Origin of the sequence: Bdellovibrio sp. HCB274 (assembly GCF_047306075.1) — a bacterium.
In the GTDB taxonomy this organism is placed as follows: Bacteria; Bdellovibrionota; Bdellovibrionia; order Bdellovibrionales; family Bdellovibrionaceae; genus Bdellovibrio.
Genome location: NZ_CP178623.1, coordinates 2,282,527 through 2,298,555 on the forward strand (window position 1 = coordinate 2,282,527; position 16,029 = coordinate 2,298,555).

The following is a 16,029-nucleotide window of genomic DNA, read 5'->3' on the forward strand; positions in this document are numbered from 1 at the left end:
AACGAAATTACTCGGCTTCGACTTCTTCTTCTTCCGATTCGTTCAATTGCAAAATGACCCGCTCCGCAAGGACGCGGTGGAAACCCTTAAGCTTTGCAATCTCACTTGGATCGGCCATTCTAATTTCATCAATAGAGTTAAACTGAGTCAAAAGAGTTTTCTTTCTTTTTTCGCCAAGTCCCACGACGTAATCAAGCTCGCTCTCCAAAGAAGTCCCTTCGCGCAGCTTACGATGGTAAGTGATGGCAAAACGATGGGCTTCGTCACGAATTCCCACCAGAATATGCAAGGCCTCGGAGTTGTTCTTAAAGATCACCGGATTTTGACGACCCGGCAGGAAGAATCTCTCGTCCGTGGACTCCACTTCCTGCTTTTGGAAATCACTTTCTGTGCGGGCTTTGGCCAAGCCCACCACCGGAATGTCTTCTCGGCCGATTTCAGCCAGGATTCGCATCGCCTGGGACAATTGCCCCTTACCACCGTCAATTACGATCAACTGAGGATCTTCGTATTCGGTATGTTTGAAACGACGACTTAGAACCTCGTACATAGAGGCAAAGTCATTGATCCCCTGAACTGTTCTGATTTTATAACGACGGTAGTGATCCTTGGCAGGAACACCCTCTTCGAAAACCACCTGCGAAGCCACGGTTTCAGCACCCTGGAAGGTCGAAATATCGTAGCACTCGATTCGTCTTGGCATTTCTGGCAGATTGAATTTTTCTTTGATTTCCTGAAGCCCGCGCAGTTTTTCTTCGGATTTGGAAACGTATTTTAAGAAATGCGCCTTGGCATTTTCATTGGCCATATCCACCAGTGCACGGCCCCGCTCGTCCGTTGCAAAGCGCACTGAAGACTTTGTGCCCGAACGCTCTTTTAGGACTTCTTCCATCAATTTATTCAGGTCACTGCCGATATCCAGCGGCAACAAGACGTCATCCGGGATGAAATTGTCCTCGTAATACTGATTCAGGAAGTCCACCATCCACTCCCGTGGATCTTCAACGGCATCATTCGGATCAAAATGTGGCAGGAAGTGAGGACGCGTACCAATCACGCGTCCTGCACGAACGTGGACAGTCTCGATCAAACAGCCGCGCTCATCACCGTAATAGCCAACAGCATCCTGATCTTTTTCAGAGGTGTCATTAATGACCGATTGTTTTTCCAGGATCGCTTTGATCGAATCAATAGAGTCCCTTAAGCGCGCAGCCACTTCGAATTTTTCTTCTTCAGCGGCCCCCATCATTTTCTCTTTCAGAGTTTTGATGACCTTCTTATTCTGGCCTTTCAAGAAAAGCTTCGCGCCTTCAACCTCACTTTTATATTCCTCTTGCGTGATATAATCCACGCAAGGTGCTGTACAACGACCAATCTGATAGGTCATGCAAGGACGTTTGCGAGTCGTAAACATCGCATCGGTACAGTCACGGATTTTAAAAGTGCGATTCAAAAAACGAATGGTTCCCTGCACTGCCAAGCCGGAAGTGTAAGGACCAAAATACATCGAGCCGTCTTTTTTCACCTTTCGCGCCAAATACAGTCGCGGAAAGTCTTCAGACCAGCTAAAACGGATATACGGATACGCTTTATCATCGCGCAGACGAATATTGTACTTGGGGCGATGCTTTTTAATCAGCGAAGCTTCCAGCAAGAAAGCTTCCACTTCTGTTTTCGTCAGGATGTATTCGACTTCCAGGATATTTGAAACCAACAGGCGCGTTTTCGGCGAGTGATCCTTGCTATCGGTAAAGTAACTGCGCACACGGTTGCGCAGGCTTTTCGCTTTACCGATATAGATGATCTTATCCCCGGGACCTTTCATCAGGTAAACGCCACTTTGCGTGGGGAATTCCCTGACCCGGTCGCGGATTTCGTCGAATTTACTTGAGGCCATTCTTGTTCACCTCAGCACTTTCGGACTCAACTTCGCCACTGCGCAAATTCAATTCCAAAATCTGCAGACGTTTGATTTCGTCACGAACTTTCGCTGCTTCTTCGAAATCAAGCTTCTTGGAAAGCGCACGCATTTTCTCACGCAGCTTTTCAATTTCCTGCGTCAACTTATCCGGCTCGTGGGCAAACTTGTTCATGATCGCCTGCTGACGGTTCTCGCCTTTTAGCGGAGCCCCACCCACAGATCCATCGAACGCTTCCCCAAGTCCATCGCGGATTTTTTTGCGAATACTTTGCGGAGTAATACCATGGGCTTCATTATGCTCCTGTTGAATGCGGCGACGACGCTCAGTTTCCCCGATCGCTTTGCGCATACTTTCCGTAATCGTATCGCCGTACAGAATAACCCGGCCGTTTAAGTTACGGGCCGCACGACCGATAGTTTGAATCAGGGAGCGCTCGGATCTTAAGAAGCCTTCTTTATCGGCATCCGTAATCCCCACCAGACTCACCTCAGGGATATCCAAACCTTCTCTTAGTAAGTTGATACCGACTAACACGTCAAAAACACCCAGACGCAAATCGCGCAGGATTTCTGAACGCTCGATCGTATCGATATCACTGTGCAGGTACTTGATCTTAATTCCAAGATTCTCGTAGTACTCGGTTAGATCTTCAGCGGAACGTTTCGTCAGCGTCGTGATCAAAACGCGTTCTTTTAATTTGATACGCTCGCGAATTTCCTTAAGTAGATCATCGACCTGATGTTTCACCGGGCGCACTTCCACGACCGGATCAATCAATCCCGTTGGACGAATGATTTGTTCAACGATGATCCCTTCCGACTTTTCCAGCTCATAGTTGCCCGGTGTCGCAGACACATAGACAACCTTATCCATCATTTTTTCAAACTCCTGGAAGTTCAAAGGACGATTGTCCAAAGCAGATGGCATACGGAAACCGTGCTCAACCAGGGTCGACTTACGTGCACGGTCGCCGCGATACATGCCCCCGATTTGCGGGACAGTTACGTGGGACTCGTCGATAAAAGTAATAAAGTCTTTAGGGAAGTACTCAAGCAATGTCGGAGGTGGCTCGCCCGGTCCACGACCGGTTAAGTGGCGCGAGTAGTTTTCGATCCCCTGACAGAAGCCCATTTGCTCCATCATCTCGATATCGTAGTACGTGCGTTGCTCCAGACGTTGTGCTTCCAGAAATTTCAGATTCTGGTTTAAGTGCTGCAACTGATCGCGTAGCTCGTCCTGAATAGTTTTAATCGCACGTTTTAAGTTATCATCACCGGTCGCATAGTGACTTCCTGGATAGATACCGATTTGATCGATCTCTTCCAATACCTGCCCCGTCAAGGGATCAATCCATGATAATCTTTCGACAAAGTCGCCGAAAAACTCCACGCGGATCGCGCGATCTTCTTCGTACGGAGGAAAGATTTCCACGTTATCCCCGCGAACCCGCACCGTTCCGCGCGAGAAGTCCACGTTGTTACGCTGATATTGTACACGTATTAGTTCACGTAAAAGATGATCCCGTTTCAGCTCGGTATTTGAAACGATCTGAATCATCATGCCTTCGTAGGCCTCCGGCGAACCCAAACCGTAGATACAAGAAACGGAGCTCACGATAATTACATCGCGACGGTCAAACAAGGAACGCGTGGCGGAGTGGCGCATGCGATCGATTTGTTCGTTAATAGCAGAGTCTTTTTCGATGTAAGTATCTGTCGATGGAATGTAAGCTTCCGGCTGATAGTAATCGTAATAACTGACGAAATACTCGACCGCATTATTTGGAAAAAGCTCTTTAAATTCCGCATAGAGCTGCGCTGCCAGCGTTTTATTTGGTGCGAGCACCAAAGCAGGTTCATTGATCTGCGCAATCGTATGCGCCATGCTGAAGGTCTTACCGGAACCCGTCACACCCAACAGAGTTTGATGTTTTAGTCCCGCACCAATATTTTCCACCATCTGCTCGATCGCTTTGGGTTGATCTCCAGAAGGTTTAAACTCAGACACCAGTTGAAAGTTCTTTTTATAGGTTTTGGCCATCCCTCCAATCGTAGCACAAACAGTATACGATTCGCTAGTGGCGCTCTACGAAATCGTTTTGCATAGTGACATCTTGCGGGCTTGCCTGAAGCCCTGGTCTTTGTGACAGTGGGACCTATGAAATTTCTGAAAAAATCCCTGCGCTACCTGGTTCTTCTGCTTCTTTTGGTTCTTGCTGGCACTTATATCTTCATGCGCCGCTCTTTGGCTCCTTTGGATGGCAAAATCGATATTGAAAATCTCTCAGCTCCGGTAAAAATTCAGCGCGATTCCGTCGGCATCCCTCATATTTTCGCTCAGAACAAAACAGACGCTTTTAGAGCTTTGGGTTATGTGATGGCCAGCGAACGTCTGTTCCAGATGGAAATGGGCCGCCGCCAAACTCAAGGGGAACTTTCCGAAGTCATCGGTGAAAAAACATTAAAATCCGACATGCTATACCGCAGCCTGGGGCTTAAACAAACTGCTGCAAAAGTGATCGAAAAAAAACGCAAAGATGGCACCTTTGACTCAAAACAGTGGGAGTTGATGGAAGCTTTCTGTGACGGCGCAAATCAATATGCGTCCACTCGCCCGATTCCTTATGATCTGGCTATTTTGGGAATTAAAACGATTCGTCCGTTTACACCGATTGATGCTTATGTGATGACGGGACAAATCGCATACAGCTTTGGAATTGCACTTAGAACGGATCCGATGATGACGATCCTGGCGAAAAAATTCCCCCACAAACAATTTCAGGAACTTCGTAACGACCAGTTAAAAACTCCGCTTAAGTACGCCGGGAATGTGGATCTAAGTCCGCTGTGGCAGGTGGCTGAGCATGCTCCGTTTGCGACACTTTTTGATAGCAGCAACGCGTGGCTTTTGTCGCCAGCGCGCTCTGCCAGCGGTAAAAGTATTTTTGCCAACGACCCCCACATCGCTTTCTCTCATCCTTCCGTGTGGTTTGAAGCCCACATCCACTCACCTGATTTTGAAATCTATGGTCACTTCCTGCCCTTGGTGCCTTTTGCAATCTTAGGTCACACGCCGAATCACGCCTGGGGATTCACGATGTCACAAACTGATGACATGGATCTTTACCGCGAAAGCATTGATCGCACGAATAAGACTGTGCTTTATAATCACAAACCGCAGGCTTACCAAACCCGCGTGGAAACGATTGCGGTAAAAAAGCAAGAGCCTGTCACGATTGAAATTATCGAAACTCCTCATGGGCCGTTGATGAACCATGTGATTGATTCGGATCTGTCTTTGAAATGGGCCTTTCACAATGTGAACAACGACCCTTTGCAAGCCCTGTATCAAATGGGCGAAGCTAAGGATATGAAGACATTTGAAAACGCTTTGAAAACTGGCACAGCGCCGGGTTTAAACGTAATGTACGCTGATGCAGAAAACATCGCGTGGTGGATGTTTGGTGAAGTGGCAGTTAAAGGAAATCCAAATTCAGAACTGATATTGGACGGCGCAAGCTTAAATGACGAATACAAACGTGTTCTAAGCTGGGATGAAAAACCTCACTCTGTAAATCCGGCTTCTGGCGTGATCGTGACTGCGAACACACGCCCCGCCGGAATAGATTCAGAGATTCGCGGCGACTGGCAAAGTGCAGATCGCCAAAACACCTTACTGGCAGAGCTTTCTAAAAAAGACAAATGGTCAGCAGAAGAGATGCAAGCCTTGCAAGTGAAGAATCTGAATCTGGCGAATGCCGTGTTGCTGGAAAAAATGATGGGTTATCTGAAACTTTCAGCCGAGGAGCAAAAACAATTTGGCCCCTGGTTGGAACGACTGAAAAACTGGAATCTTAATTCAGATGCAAACTCTCGCGAAGCCAGCCTGTACTACACGTGGATCAACGAAAGTCTTTTGTTGATGTTGGCTCCTTTGGAAGGCCAGCGCGATGCTTATCTGGGCACTCCCCATTCCTGGATGTTCTTTGAACGAGTCACGCAAAATGAAAAGTCCCCGTGGTGGGAATTGGTAAAACCGGAAGTGGCTTTCATTGAGGGCTTGCGCAATACCTTTGCAAAATGGTCCGAGCCTCCGATGTGGGGCAAGCTTCATACTATCACTTACATTCATCCATTGGGCCGCGAAAAACCGCTCAGTGCTATCTTCAATTTGGGACCATTCCCCATGGGCGGAGCTTACAATGAAATCACCAACAACAAAGCCCGCGCTTTAGGAGGTGACTTCAACGTGACCGCAGGTGCATCCACCCGTCGCGTGGTGGATTTTGCAAACGTAATGCATAGCTGGGGCATCAATCCAATCGGGATCTCAGGCCACATGCTCTCCCCGTTTTATGCCAACCAAATCGAAGCATTCGTCACTGGCAAACACCGCCCGCAATTAATGAACCCCGACGAGATCGAAAAAGACAAATCCCACGAGTTGATTCTGGAATAATGAAATTCTAGTAACTTGCCGCTCGCCATGACCTTGGCTAAATGCTTCGGTCATGGAATTTGCAAGAACACGTCTTTTTTGGTTTAGCCTTTTTGTCGCCATTGTCTGCTTAAACTGGTTTCAACTTCTGACGCCAAAAATGGAAAACATTGAAATCGTGCGCCCAAATCTTGAGGCGGAACGCGGGGCTGCTTCTTCGATAGTTCTTAAGGATTACAATCCCGATCATGGGGGGCTTTTTTGGGTGAAGTTCAACACCAGAGCTTCCTATCTTCCTTCCTTTTTTAATCTAAAAAAGTTTCGCCTGCGCACCGCGAGCTGCATAAATAGTCTTTCCACCAATGATACCCAATGGGGACTGCCGTCTTCGCCAGATGCACGCTGTAACAACGAGCGTGGCCTAGCTCTGGTTTCAAAAACTGATGTCATGAACAGGCCGACCACTTGGAATCTGACGGGGGACTCTTTCGGTGGCAGTTTTGGTTTTTACCTGGATAAAGACTGGTCTTCGCCACAGCTTTTATTTGGATTGATGCTTTTAAGTTTAGCACTGGTCGGAATGCTTTGGGCTAAACTTCCTGAAAAGCAGGATCGTTGGAAAATTCCCGTGATTGGTATTTTCATTGTGGGGTTCTTGCTGCGATTCTGGACCACACACATAGCGATGCCTCCGGAGATGTTTTTATTTTCCGACATGGGTGCCTACTTTCAGCGTGGCGTCCAAATGATGAAAGGCTCCTTCGATGCAGGCCAAACTTTTCAGCCGATTGGTTACACGGTTTATGGATTGGCTCTCCGTCTACTGGGTGATTGGGAGCTTCATAAATGGATCAGCATCTTTGTCTCCTTGGGCACGATGCTTCTAGCCTACCTATTAGTCTTAAAAAATTTCGGCAGAGCCGCAGCTTTTCTAACCTTAACCTTTGTAGCATTGGACGTTCCGCAAATAGGGTTTACTGCTCGCTACATGGCTGAATCCCCTTATAGCTTTCTGATCATGGCCACATTGTGGTGGATCTCTAAAGCGCTGGATTCAAGCAGACTGCGCGATTATTTTATCGTCGGTTTACTACTGATGCTTTCGTTTTACTTTAAAGGTAATCACGCTTTCTTTATTCCGGCGTTTAGCTTGTGGCTTTTATATCGCGAGCGCGCTCAAATAAAAAAAGCCATAGTCAAAGTGTCGATGATGGCTGTCGGCTGCTTAGTGGTGATGACTCCCCATCTGGTGTTTACAAAACTTGCCTATCAAAAAATGCAATGGGGTCCAACTGCGGGTGCTTTAAATTTTGTCGAGGGAAAATGCCCTTGGAAAAACAACGCGGACTCATCGGGCTCTTCCTGGATGTCGCCGCTCTTCGTAACCTTAAATGAAACCGCATCCAAGAAATGGGATCGCCCTTTCACAGATCAGGCGTATTTCTGGAAAGCCGGTGCTGAATGCGTTCGTCAGAATCCCTGGGTTATGGTCGAAAGTCTCCGATTCATAAATTATCTCTTCTATGGCAACAGCACATGGCCGATCTCAGGTTCTAAAGTTGGATTCTTATATGATATCTGGGCCCCGGTATTTGAATGGGGACTGCTGCCACTAGCGATGTTGGGAGCTTTAGCCTATGCACAACGTCGTAATGATTATGCTGAAGTAAGCGCCTTGCTGATCCTGACAATCTTCTTTACCGTCTACATATTTAAATCGGAAAACCGCTTCCGCGCCCCTTTTGACGGAGTGATCCTGATGTGGAGCAGCTTGGGCATCGTGTACTGTGGGCAGCTGGTAAAATCGCTGGCCGTGAAAATCACGGCAACCCCGGAAAAACTAAGACAGCCACTCTAAAAGAAAAGGGCTTCTTGCGAAGCCCTTCATTCATTTACTGAAATCAAATTTCTATTCTCTATTTAGTGACTTCCCAGAAGGAGCCTTCCGGCGTATCACTTATAGAAATATTCATGGCAACCAGTTTATCGCGTAGTTCATCGGATTTCGCAAAATCCTTATTCGCACGCGCTTGGGAACGCTCTGCCACAACAGCATCCACGTCCGCACGCTTGATCCCTGCTTTATCCAAAAGCATGTTATCAAGTTTTGTCAGGAACTCGCCTGCTGGTTCTTGGAACATAGCCATCACCGCCCCAACGCGCTTAATGAACTGACTGAATGCCAAAGCTTTACCCTGGATCGCAGGATTCGCTTTCATTCCGCGGCGAACCTGATTATTGAACTGGCGAACCACTTCAAACATCGTCGCAAACACTTCCGGAGTTCCGAAGTCGTCGTTCATTGCCGCTTCCACTTTTTTCCAGGCTTCATCGGTGATTTTCGCAAAACCCGCATCCACTTGCGTGGCCTCGGAAGTCAGATAACTTTCCGCCATCGCCAAGGAAGAATAAACGCGAGCTAAACCGGAAATCGCACGATCAACCGCTGCATCACCGAACTCACTCATCGTGCGGTAGTGAACAGATTGAATCATCCACTTATAGATTTCGGCATTGTACATGCTTACAAAATCCCGCAGGGACACGATGTTACCCAGGGACTTGGACATTTTCTGTCCCCCAAAGTTCAACATATTATTGTGCATCCAGTACTTCACGAAATGCTTGCCTGTGCAGCCTTCCGACTGAGCAATTTCATTTTCGTGATGCGGGAAAATCAAATCCATACCACCACCGTGGATGTCGATCTGATCACCGAATATATTTTTAATCATCGCCGAGCACTCGATGTGCCAACCGGGACGCCCCGGTCCCCACGGAGACGGCCAGGAGATTTCGCCAGGTTTGGCAGCCTTCCACAAAGCAAAGTCCATCGGTGAACGTTTTTTCTCGTCCACCTCAACACGCGCACCCGCCAGCAATTCGTCAGTGTGACGACCACTCAGCTTGCCGTAATCCTTATATGATTCGATAGAGTAAAGAACATCGCCCTGAGCTTCGTAAGCGACTTTCTTGTCGATCAGGGTACCCACCATGGAAAGAATGTCTTCCATGTGTTCAGTCACCTTAGGGTTCATGTCGTGTGCACGAAGTCCCAAACTTGCAAAATCTTTTTTGTATTCCGCAATGTACTTTTCAGACACTTCACCAGGCTGCATGCCCAGTTCATTTGCCTTATTGATGATCTTGTCATCCACGTCCGTAAAGTTCAGTGCATAGGTCACTTTATAACCCAAGTACTCCAGCCAATTGCGAACCATATTAAACACAACAGGCCCACGGAAGTTACCCACGTGCAGGAAATTATAAACCGTCGGTCCACACACGTACATTTTCACATGCTTTGGATCGTAAGGAACAAACTCCTCAGACTGACGTGACTGCGAATTATAAATCTTCAATGACATAACTTCCTCAAAAGGTACGGACACACTTTTGGTAGTGCATCCGCATCATATATATTCAAACTTCAACTATTTACCCAAGACCACTTTGACACACTATTGCTACCAAAAGTGTGTCCGTACCTTACAGGGTGGCTAGGGCTTTTTCAGCGCGGGCTACCAGGGATTGCTTTTTCATTAGTGGAACCAGGATTTTTAGTTCTGCTCCGTGAGGTTGACCGATTACTGCCACGCGAATTGGCTGGAATAGGTTTTTACCTTTAGCACCCGTTTTGTTTTTTACTTCGTCCTGGATTTTAAGGAATTCTTCCTCTGTCATGTATTCAGCACTGTGTGCCTGAACCAATTCTTTCCAAGTCGTCAAAACGGCTTTCGTCGTTTCAAGCTTCATCACTTCTTCCGCATCCGGTTGGATCACGTAAGAGTTGTCGTTCAAAGGACGATACAAAGTGATCGCGTCTGCCAAAACTTCCATGTAGGGCTTAAACAAGTTCAAAGACTTGTCCTGCCAAACCGGATCTGCAGGTAATTCCATTTTCTCGCGAGCCAGGAACGGTTGAATCGCTTTCCACAACTCTGCATTTGGAAGAGCACGAAGATGTTGTGCATTCATCCACTTGAATTTCACGCGGTCAAAGATCGCGCCCGATGGATTCAAGCGAGAGATATCAAATGCTGAAACCATATCATCAACTGACATGATCTCTTTACCTTCAGGATGTGACCAACCCAATAGAGCGATGAAATTCAATACCGCAGAAGCCAGGTAGCCTTCGTCTTTCAACTGACCACAAGCCACAGCACCTTTACGTTTAGAAAGTTTTTGACGGTCTTCATCCAGGATCAAAGCCATGTGACCGAACTCAGGCGCTTTCCAGCCCATCGCTTCGTAAATCATCAACTGACGAAGAGTATTTGGAAGATGTTCTTCCGCGCGGAATACGTGGGTCATTTTCATCAAATGATCATCCACCACACAGCAGAAATTATAAACCGGCATACCGCCACCACGAAGAAGAACGAAATCCCCCACCATGTCGGATGGGAACTTCACCTCACCGCGAACAATGTCAGTAAAGATATAGTCTTTTTTAAGGTGCTTGGTTTTAAAACGCACCACTGGCGGAGTTCCGCCCTCGGCCATTTTGGCTTTGGCTTGATCCAAAGTCCAATCCGCATACGGAGATTGAATGTGCGGCTGCCCGCCTGCTTTCATCTGCGCTTCACGCTGCTTTTCGATTTCTTCGTCAGTCAGGAAGCAGTAATAAGCTTTGCCCTCAGCCAAAAGCTGCTCGGCAATCTTCTTGTAGATATCCATGCGCTCGCTTTGTTTGTAAGGACCGTTAGGTCCTTGATCTTTCAAAGTGACCGGATCCACGCCCTCGGCCCACAAAAGATTCAACCAAACCAGGTCATCAACCACACCACGCAAAGATTCTTGAGTAGAGCGCGCCTCGTCCGTGTCTTCGATACGCAGAATGAACTCGCCGCCATTTTTCTTGGCAAAAAGATAGTTGTACAAGGCAGTTCTAGCGCCACCAACGTGCAAATAACCAGTTGGAGAAGGTGCAAAACGAACGCGAACTTTAGAAGAGGCTTGTGAGGGCATTGAGTCGACTCCCAAAAAAAGAAAAAGGCCCGGAATTTCCGAGCCTTAAACCTAATATGAAATTTTAAAATCGTCCAGAATTAACCAGTAATCCCGAAGATCGCTTTCACTTCTTCTTCATTGAAAAGCTCAGCTTCAGAAGTTGCCAAAGTCAGCTCTTTCAACAAAAGGGAACGAGCGGAATCAAGCATCTTGCGCTCACCAAAGGAAAGCTCTTTATCTGCTTTCAAAAGGAATAAATCGCGTAAAACTTCAGCGATTTCGAATACAGAACCAGTTTTGATCTTTTCCATGTATTCACGGTAACGACGGTTCCAAGTTTGGTTGTCGATTTTAACGTCTTTTTCTTTAAGAATGCCTACAACGCGTGCAGCTTCATCTTTGGAGATGATAGGGCGAAGGCCCGCTGATTTAACGTTTGTAGTTGGGATCATGATCTTAAGGCCCGTATCTACCAACTGCATGTTGTAGAACGAGATTTTAGTGCCAAGCATCTCTTTCGTCTCGATAGCGACAACTTTAACTACGCCATAGCCAGGATAAACTGCATTATCGCCGATATTAAACGTGAGCATCCGGAACACCTCCACTAATGACCTTGCTACTTCTATCAAAAATGACACGAGTTATCAAACCAGAGCGGCGCATTGGAAAAGATTTCAGAAGATTTGGAACGAAAAAAGCCCCATCAAAGATGGGGCCTTTACTCAATAATTTCAGCTATTTAATCAATAATCGATTAAAGCTTAAACAGATCTACTTAACGCTGAAAACAAGGGCATAAGGCTGACGGCCACCGTTTTTACCAGCAGGAACGTTCGCACCCTTAACCACAAGCTTGTATTTGCCTGCAGGAATCGTCGTTTCAATCATTTCGTTATTGTTGATGTGATCGTTCATAGTGATGGAACCATTTGGACCAACCAATACCAAATCAAGGTCATTAACTAGAGCTTTAGCAGCATTCGCTGAACCTGCAGCATCGGTCCAAACCAAGTTTGCGTAGATTTTGCTGGATTCCTGAACCTGGAACTCAAGCACTTCTTCACGGCCCGTCGCTACGCCCTCACGGTTGTCAGCAACGAACGTGTTTTTCATCATCTGAACCATGTTATCCATGTTCACACGACCATAACCTTCGTCAGAGTTTGGTCTGCGAGTCAGGATCTCCTGACCACGAGCTGCACCAACCTCACCGAATTGACCTGGGTACATATCATCAGCAGAGTGCATGATCATTGCTTTCAAAGCCGCTGCAGATGGGTTTTGAACTCCCCATTTTTCAATCAACATTTGACGGGCAATTGCCACCGCACCCGCAGTCAGCGGAGTCGCCATGGAAGTACCACCGGACCAAGCGTAATCATCATTGTAGGCACCCCAAAGTGGAGAAGCATCTTTTATATGAGAACGGTTGGAAAGGATGTTTGTACCTGGAGCCACGATTTCCGGCTTCACACGACCGTCCAATGTTGGACCACGGGAAGAGAACATCGCGATACCGTCTTCACGGTCAGACAACATGGAAGAGAATATCGGCTCTGCAGACCAGACTTCAGCTGCTGCACGAAGTTTGCTAACTGGAACCTGAATACCACCCGTTTTAGTTCTGTTTTTGGAAGCACCCACAGTCAAAACGTTTTTCGCAGTTCCTGGAGTTCCGATAGAACCACCATCGATACGACCGTCTTTGTTTGCATCCACACCGCTGTTACCAGCAGCAAAGATCACAAGCATATCAGGGTTGTTGGACATCCACTCATCCACCTGAACTGCCATGCCGTCGTAAGCACCGAAATTTTTAACTGCGCCCCAAGAGTTGGAGTGAACGCGTGCGCCGTCGTTGTTTGCTTTATCAAACAAATCTGCAAGCTTAGAAGGAACTCCTAAACCATTTAGCATCTTGGACCACATGCCTTCAGCAACCATCATGGAATCATAAGCGCCACCTTTAAGGCGACCACCGGAAGCAGTACCACGGCTCATGATAGAACCTGCAACGTGAGTTCCGTGACCCATTGGATCTTCCCAAGTTCTGGACCACAAACCAAACGCGTAGCCTGATTTTACCGCACCGGAAAAGTCAGAAGCGATTTGGTTAACGTCACCAGAATCCAAACCTGTATCAGCCATGGATACGATTTGACCACGACCTGTTAGACCCAGGTTCCAAGCGGAATCAAATTTCATAACTTGAGTTCCCGTTTCGTTACCTGTGATGTCTGAGTAATCGCCGGCACCTTTAACCGTAACATCCATTTGTTGATCCAATGGGAAATCCATTGTTGTGATCTGTGGAGTGCTTTGGATGTGTTCAACACCCGTCAGGTTTGCGATTTTGTAGATTTGAGAACGAGAAACCAAGGCTACAATAGACTTACCGTTCACAACTTGAAGTTCTGCTTTCATTTTTTTCAAAGCAGGAACTACAGACTTAGAGTCTGCAGCTTTGAAAATCTGAATCAAAACACTTTGAGACTGATCTTTATTAAATACGCTTACTGGCATGATATCATTGCTGATTTTGTACTGAGCTTGATACTTCACAACTGCGTAAACGCCCGCGTGATTTTGACGGAAAGAATTCAAGTCTGAAGAAGTTCCGCGAACAACCAACGCATCATCCGGAAGGTAACCAAAGACTTCAAAGCGAGCTTCAAGAGCTGCGCGATCCTTGGAAGTGATTTTATTTGAAAATTGAACGATGTAATCGCCGACAGATTGATCTGCCACCAATGATGAAGTTTGAATGTCCGATCCAGGATTCACTGTTCCCGAATTGAATCTTAACAAGCTCCCCGCATATGCCGGACTTGCAACCGAAGCCACAAGTGCTGACGTAACCATAAGATGAGTCCATCTTTGCATAAATTCCCCCTCTGCGGGGAATTGCATCATGAGCAACTCTTTAATGTAAAGAACTTAACATTTGCGATTTAAAGTTGATGCGCCATGACGGCAAGAGACATGTTGCCCATCATCCGACCTTTGGAGTTCATCCCAAACTCGGTCTCTTGATTGTTGGGTGCAAACACTTGTGTGCGCTCAGAGATTCTCTTCTGCCCACGAACACGTTTCGTCACCGTCACATCCATGTAAAGACCGTCTTTGCTGTTTTGCTTGGATTTGCGTGCCATCACTTCGACAACAGTTTCGCTTTGTCCATCGTCAGAAAACTCACTGATGTATGCTTTCTTACCGGATTTCGTAACTGTATTAATAGAGATGGGTGCAGCACCTTTTAAGCCAACACGCATATTCACTTTATACTGAGGAACAGCAGCAAATGCCGCCGATGAAAATAGAATAGAAACAGCCAACAGGCTGATGGAACGCTTTGTCATTTTGAACACATCCTTGTGTACTAGAGCCGTTATCCAAACAGCTCTACTCAAAGGATAGGATACAAATGTTCCCTAATGCAACATCGAAAATTTAAAATTTTCAAAGCGACATCACTGTCCTTGAGAACTCGCAAAGCCCTTCAGAGTCTCTTCAAAAACCAAAACCTGCGCACGCAAGGGCTTTAGTTGTTTTTGCAAATCCTGGTGAACTTGATTTTTCAAAGCAGTATAACTGCGACGACTGGAAAAGCGCCATGCCGGATGCTTACGACAGGTAACAAGACTTTCCTGCAACGCTTCGAACTCCTCTTTTAGAATCAACGAACTCTGTTGAATTTCATCCACCGTCAGATCATTTAACTGCCCGGTTTCAGCCCGGCATAAAAGATCAATGCGCCTCAAAGCCGCTTCATCTCTGCGATCATAAGCCGCCTGCACGCGCTGCCACTTAATAGATGCCCATTGCTGCTGCTCAATAGACTGATCCCGCTGGCGATCCGGGTGAAGCCATCTGGAGAGTTTGTTATAAGTTTGAAGCAGAACATCCTTCTGACGACTTTGCTCCTGCTGCAAAGCCTCTTCATGCTCGTTTTCGTCGATGATTTTTTTCAGGAACTTTTTCAAATGCAGAGGCAGGTTTCGCAGGTAGCGCTGTTGATAGGCGGGACTTGCGGTTTTCCACACACGGCCTAACAGGCGCCAGTCCCCGCACTTCATTGCGATTTGCAGGCTTTCCTTGAAAAGTCGATAACCCGCCATGGGCACTTCCAGATGCTGCACCATTTTACCGTCATCAATATCATTTAAATAGTGATAAACAGAACGCGCGCGGCGCTTAAGACCGCTCAAAACAGAATCGTCTTTGAAGAAGATCTCGGCAAAATCGACGGGCTCATCTTCAGCCGGGTTTTGCGAAGGACTTTGCACGGCTGTTTGAAACCGTCCTTTGCGAAGGTTATCAATCACAAATCTCCAGATATCATCACCTGATTGATACTGGCTTTCCTCCTCTTTCAGCATGTTGTACGCCTGCTGTAAGGTTACACTGGAAGTGGTGGCGACGTAATTAAGGTGCACTTCAAAAGTGGTCAGAATTCTGTGTCTTTTTTGCAGAAGTTCGAGTTCGTGAATCTCATCGCGAAAGTTTAGATTTCGCCAATCCTGAAAAAGCGTCTGATCCCAGAGTTGAAAGTCAGAGTGGTCTTTTTCAAGCTTGCGAATTTTCGCAAGAAGCTGGGCTGAATCAGAGAACAGCTCTTTGCGTATTTTTTCATCATCGACGCGCAAAGGGACGCGCGACGGTTTCGGATTGCGTAATCCGTCGTCAATGTTGTGTTCATCAAGATGCATAA

The 16,029-nt window shown here is 46.8% G+C and carries 10 protein-coding genes; 2 read left to right on the forward strand and 8 right to left on the reverse strand.

Annotated elements, in window-relative coordinates; translation table 11 throughout:
* Positions 1-7: 7 nt before the first annotated feature.
* Positions 8-1,897 carry an excinuclease ABC subunit UvrC gene (gene uvrC, locus ACLWNV_RS11145; protein ID WP_413584511.1) on the reverse strand — a complete coding sequence of 630 codons (1,890 nt, stop codon included), beginning with the start codon at positions 1,895-1,897 and terminating at the stop codon, positions 8-10.
* Positions 1,884-3,962: an excinuclease ABC subunit UvrB gene (gene uvrB, locus ACLWNV_RS11150; protein ID WP_413584512.1), complete on the reverse strand. Its 2,079-nt coding sequence runs from the start codon at positions 3,960-3,962 to the stop codon at positions 1,884-1,886. Before uvrB ends, uvrC begins: the two co-directional genes overlap by 14 nt.
* 117 nt (positions 3,963-4,079) lie before the next feature.
* On the opposite strand from uvrB, the gene ACLWNV_RS11155 reads away from it, so the two are divergent.
* A complete protein-coding gene (locus tag ACLWNV_RS11155; RefSeq protein ID WP_413584513.1) occupies positions 4,080-6,380 on the forward strand; it encodes a penicillin acylase family protein in 2,301 nt (766 codons plus the stop codon).
* 139 nt (positions 6,381-6,519) lie between these two features.
* The gene (locus ACLWNV_RS11160) at positions 6,520-8,217 is read left to right on the forward strand and encodes an ArnT family glycosyltransferase (protein ID WP_413584514.1); all 1,698 of its coding nucleotides are present in this window, start codon (positions 6,520-6,522) and stop codon (positions 8,215-8,217) included.
* A gap of 58 nt (positions 8,218-8,275) precedes the next feature.
* Here the strand turns inward: ACLWNV_RS11160 and cysS are convergent, their stop codons facing one another.
* The 6 genes from cysS to ACLWNV_RS11190 all read right to left on the reverse strand — a co-directional run bounded on the left by cysS (position 8,276) and on the right by ACLWNV_RS11190 (position 16,027).
* A complete protein-coding gene (gene cysS, locus ACLWNV_RS11165; RefSeq protein ID WP_413584516.1) occupies positions 8,276-9,727 on the reverse strand; it encodes a cysteine--tRNA ligase in 1,452 nt (483 codons plus the stop codon).
* Positions 9,728-9,848: 121 nt separating this feature from the next.
* On the reverse strand, positions 9,849-11,333 hold the full coding sequence (gene gltX, locus ACLWNV_RS11170; RefSeq protein WP_413584517.1) for a glutamate--tRNA ligase: 1,485 nt from the start codon (positions 11,331-11,333) through the stop codon (positions 9,849-9,851).
* A gap of 80 nt (positions 11,334-11,413) precedes the next feature.
* Positions 11,414-11,908 carry a CarD family transcriptional regulator gene (locus ACLWNV_RS11175; protein ID WP_413574853.1) on the reverse strand — a complete coding sequence of 165 codons (495 nt, stop codon included), beginning with the start codon at positions 11,906-11,908 and terminating at the stop codon, positions 11,414-11,416.
* Between the two features lie 181 nt (positions 11,909-12,089).
* Positions 12,090-14,201, reverse strand: coding sequence for a S8 family serine peptidase (locus ACLWNV_RS11180; RefSeq protein WP_413584518.1), 2,112 nt, complete (start codon positions 14,199-14,201; stop codon positions 12,090-12,092).
* A 68-nt stretch (positions 14,202-14,269) separates the two neighbouring features.
* Positions 14,270-14,677 (reverse strand): hypothetical protein, encoded by a 408-nt coding sequence (locus ACLWNV_RS11185; protein ID WP_413584519.1) that lies wholly within the window; start codon positions 14,675-14,677, stop codon positions 14,270-14,272.
* A gap of 111 nt (positions 14,678-14,788) precedes the next feature.
* The gene (locus ACLWNV_RS11190; protein WP_413584520.1) at positions 14,789-16,027 is read right to left on the reverse strand and encodes a hypothetical protein; all 1,239 of its coding nucleotides are present in this window, start codon (positions 16,025-16,027) and stop codon (positions 14,789-14,791) included.
* Positions 16,028-16,029: the final 2 nt, after the last annotated feature.

Bases quoted from the DNA above. Each gene is read 5' to 3' on its own strand.
- uvrC (WP_413584511.1), bottom strand. From the start codon at position 1,897: ATGGCCTCAAGTAAATTCGACGAAATCCGCGACCGGGTCAGGGAATTC.
- uvrB (WP_413584512.1), bottom strand. From the start codon at position 3,962: ATGGCCAAAACCTATAAAAAGAACTTTCAACTGGTGTCTGAGTTTAAA.
- ACLWNV_RS11155 (WP_413584513.1), top strand. From the start codon at position 4,080: ATGAAATTTCTGAAAAAATCCCTGCGCTACCTGGTTCTTCTGCTTCTT.
- ACLWNV_RS11160 (WP_413584514.1), top strand. From the start codon at position 6,520: ATGGAAAACATTGAAATCGTGCGCCCAAATCTTGAGGCGGAACGCGGG.
- cysS (WP_413584516.1), bottom strand. From the start codon at position 9,727: ATGTCATTGAAGATTTATAATTCGCAGTCACGTCAGTCTGAGGAGTTT.
- gltX (WP_413584517.1), bottom strand. From the start codon at position 11,333: ATGCCCTCACAAGCCTCTTCTAAAGTTCGCGTTCGTTTTGCACCTTCT.
- ACLWNV_RS11175 (WP_413574853.1), bottom strand. From the start codon at position 11,908: ATGCTCACGTTTAATATCGGCGATAATGCAGTTTATCCTGGCTATGGC.
- ACLWNV_RS11180 (WP_413584518.1), bottom strand. From the start codon at position 14,201: ATGCAAAGATGGACTCATCTTATGGTTACGTCAGCACTTGTGGCTTCG.
- ACLWNV_RS11185 (WP_413584519.1), bottom strand. From the start codon at position 14,677: ATGACAAAGCGTTCCATCAGCCTGTTGGCTGTTTCTATTCTATTTTCA.
- ACLWNV_RS11190 (WP_413584520.1), bottom strand. From the start codon at position 16,027: ATGCATCTTGATGAACACAACATTGACGACGGATTACGCAATCCGAAA.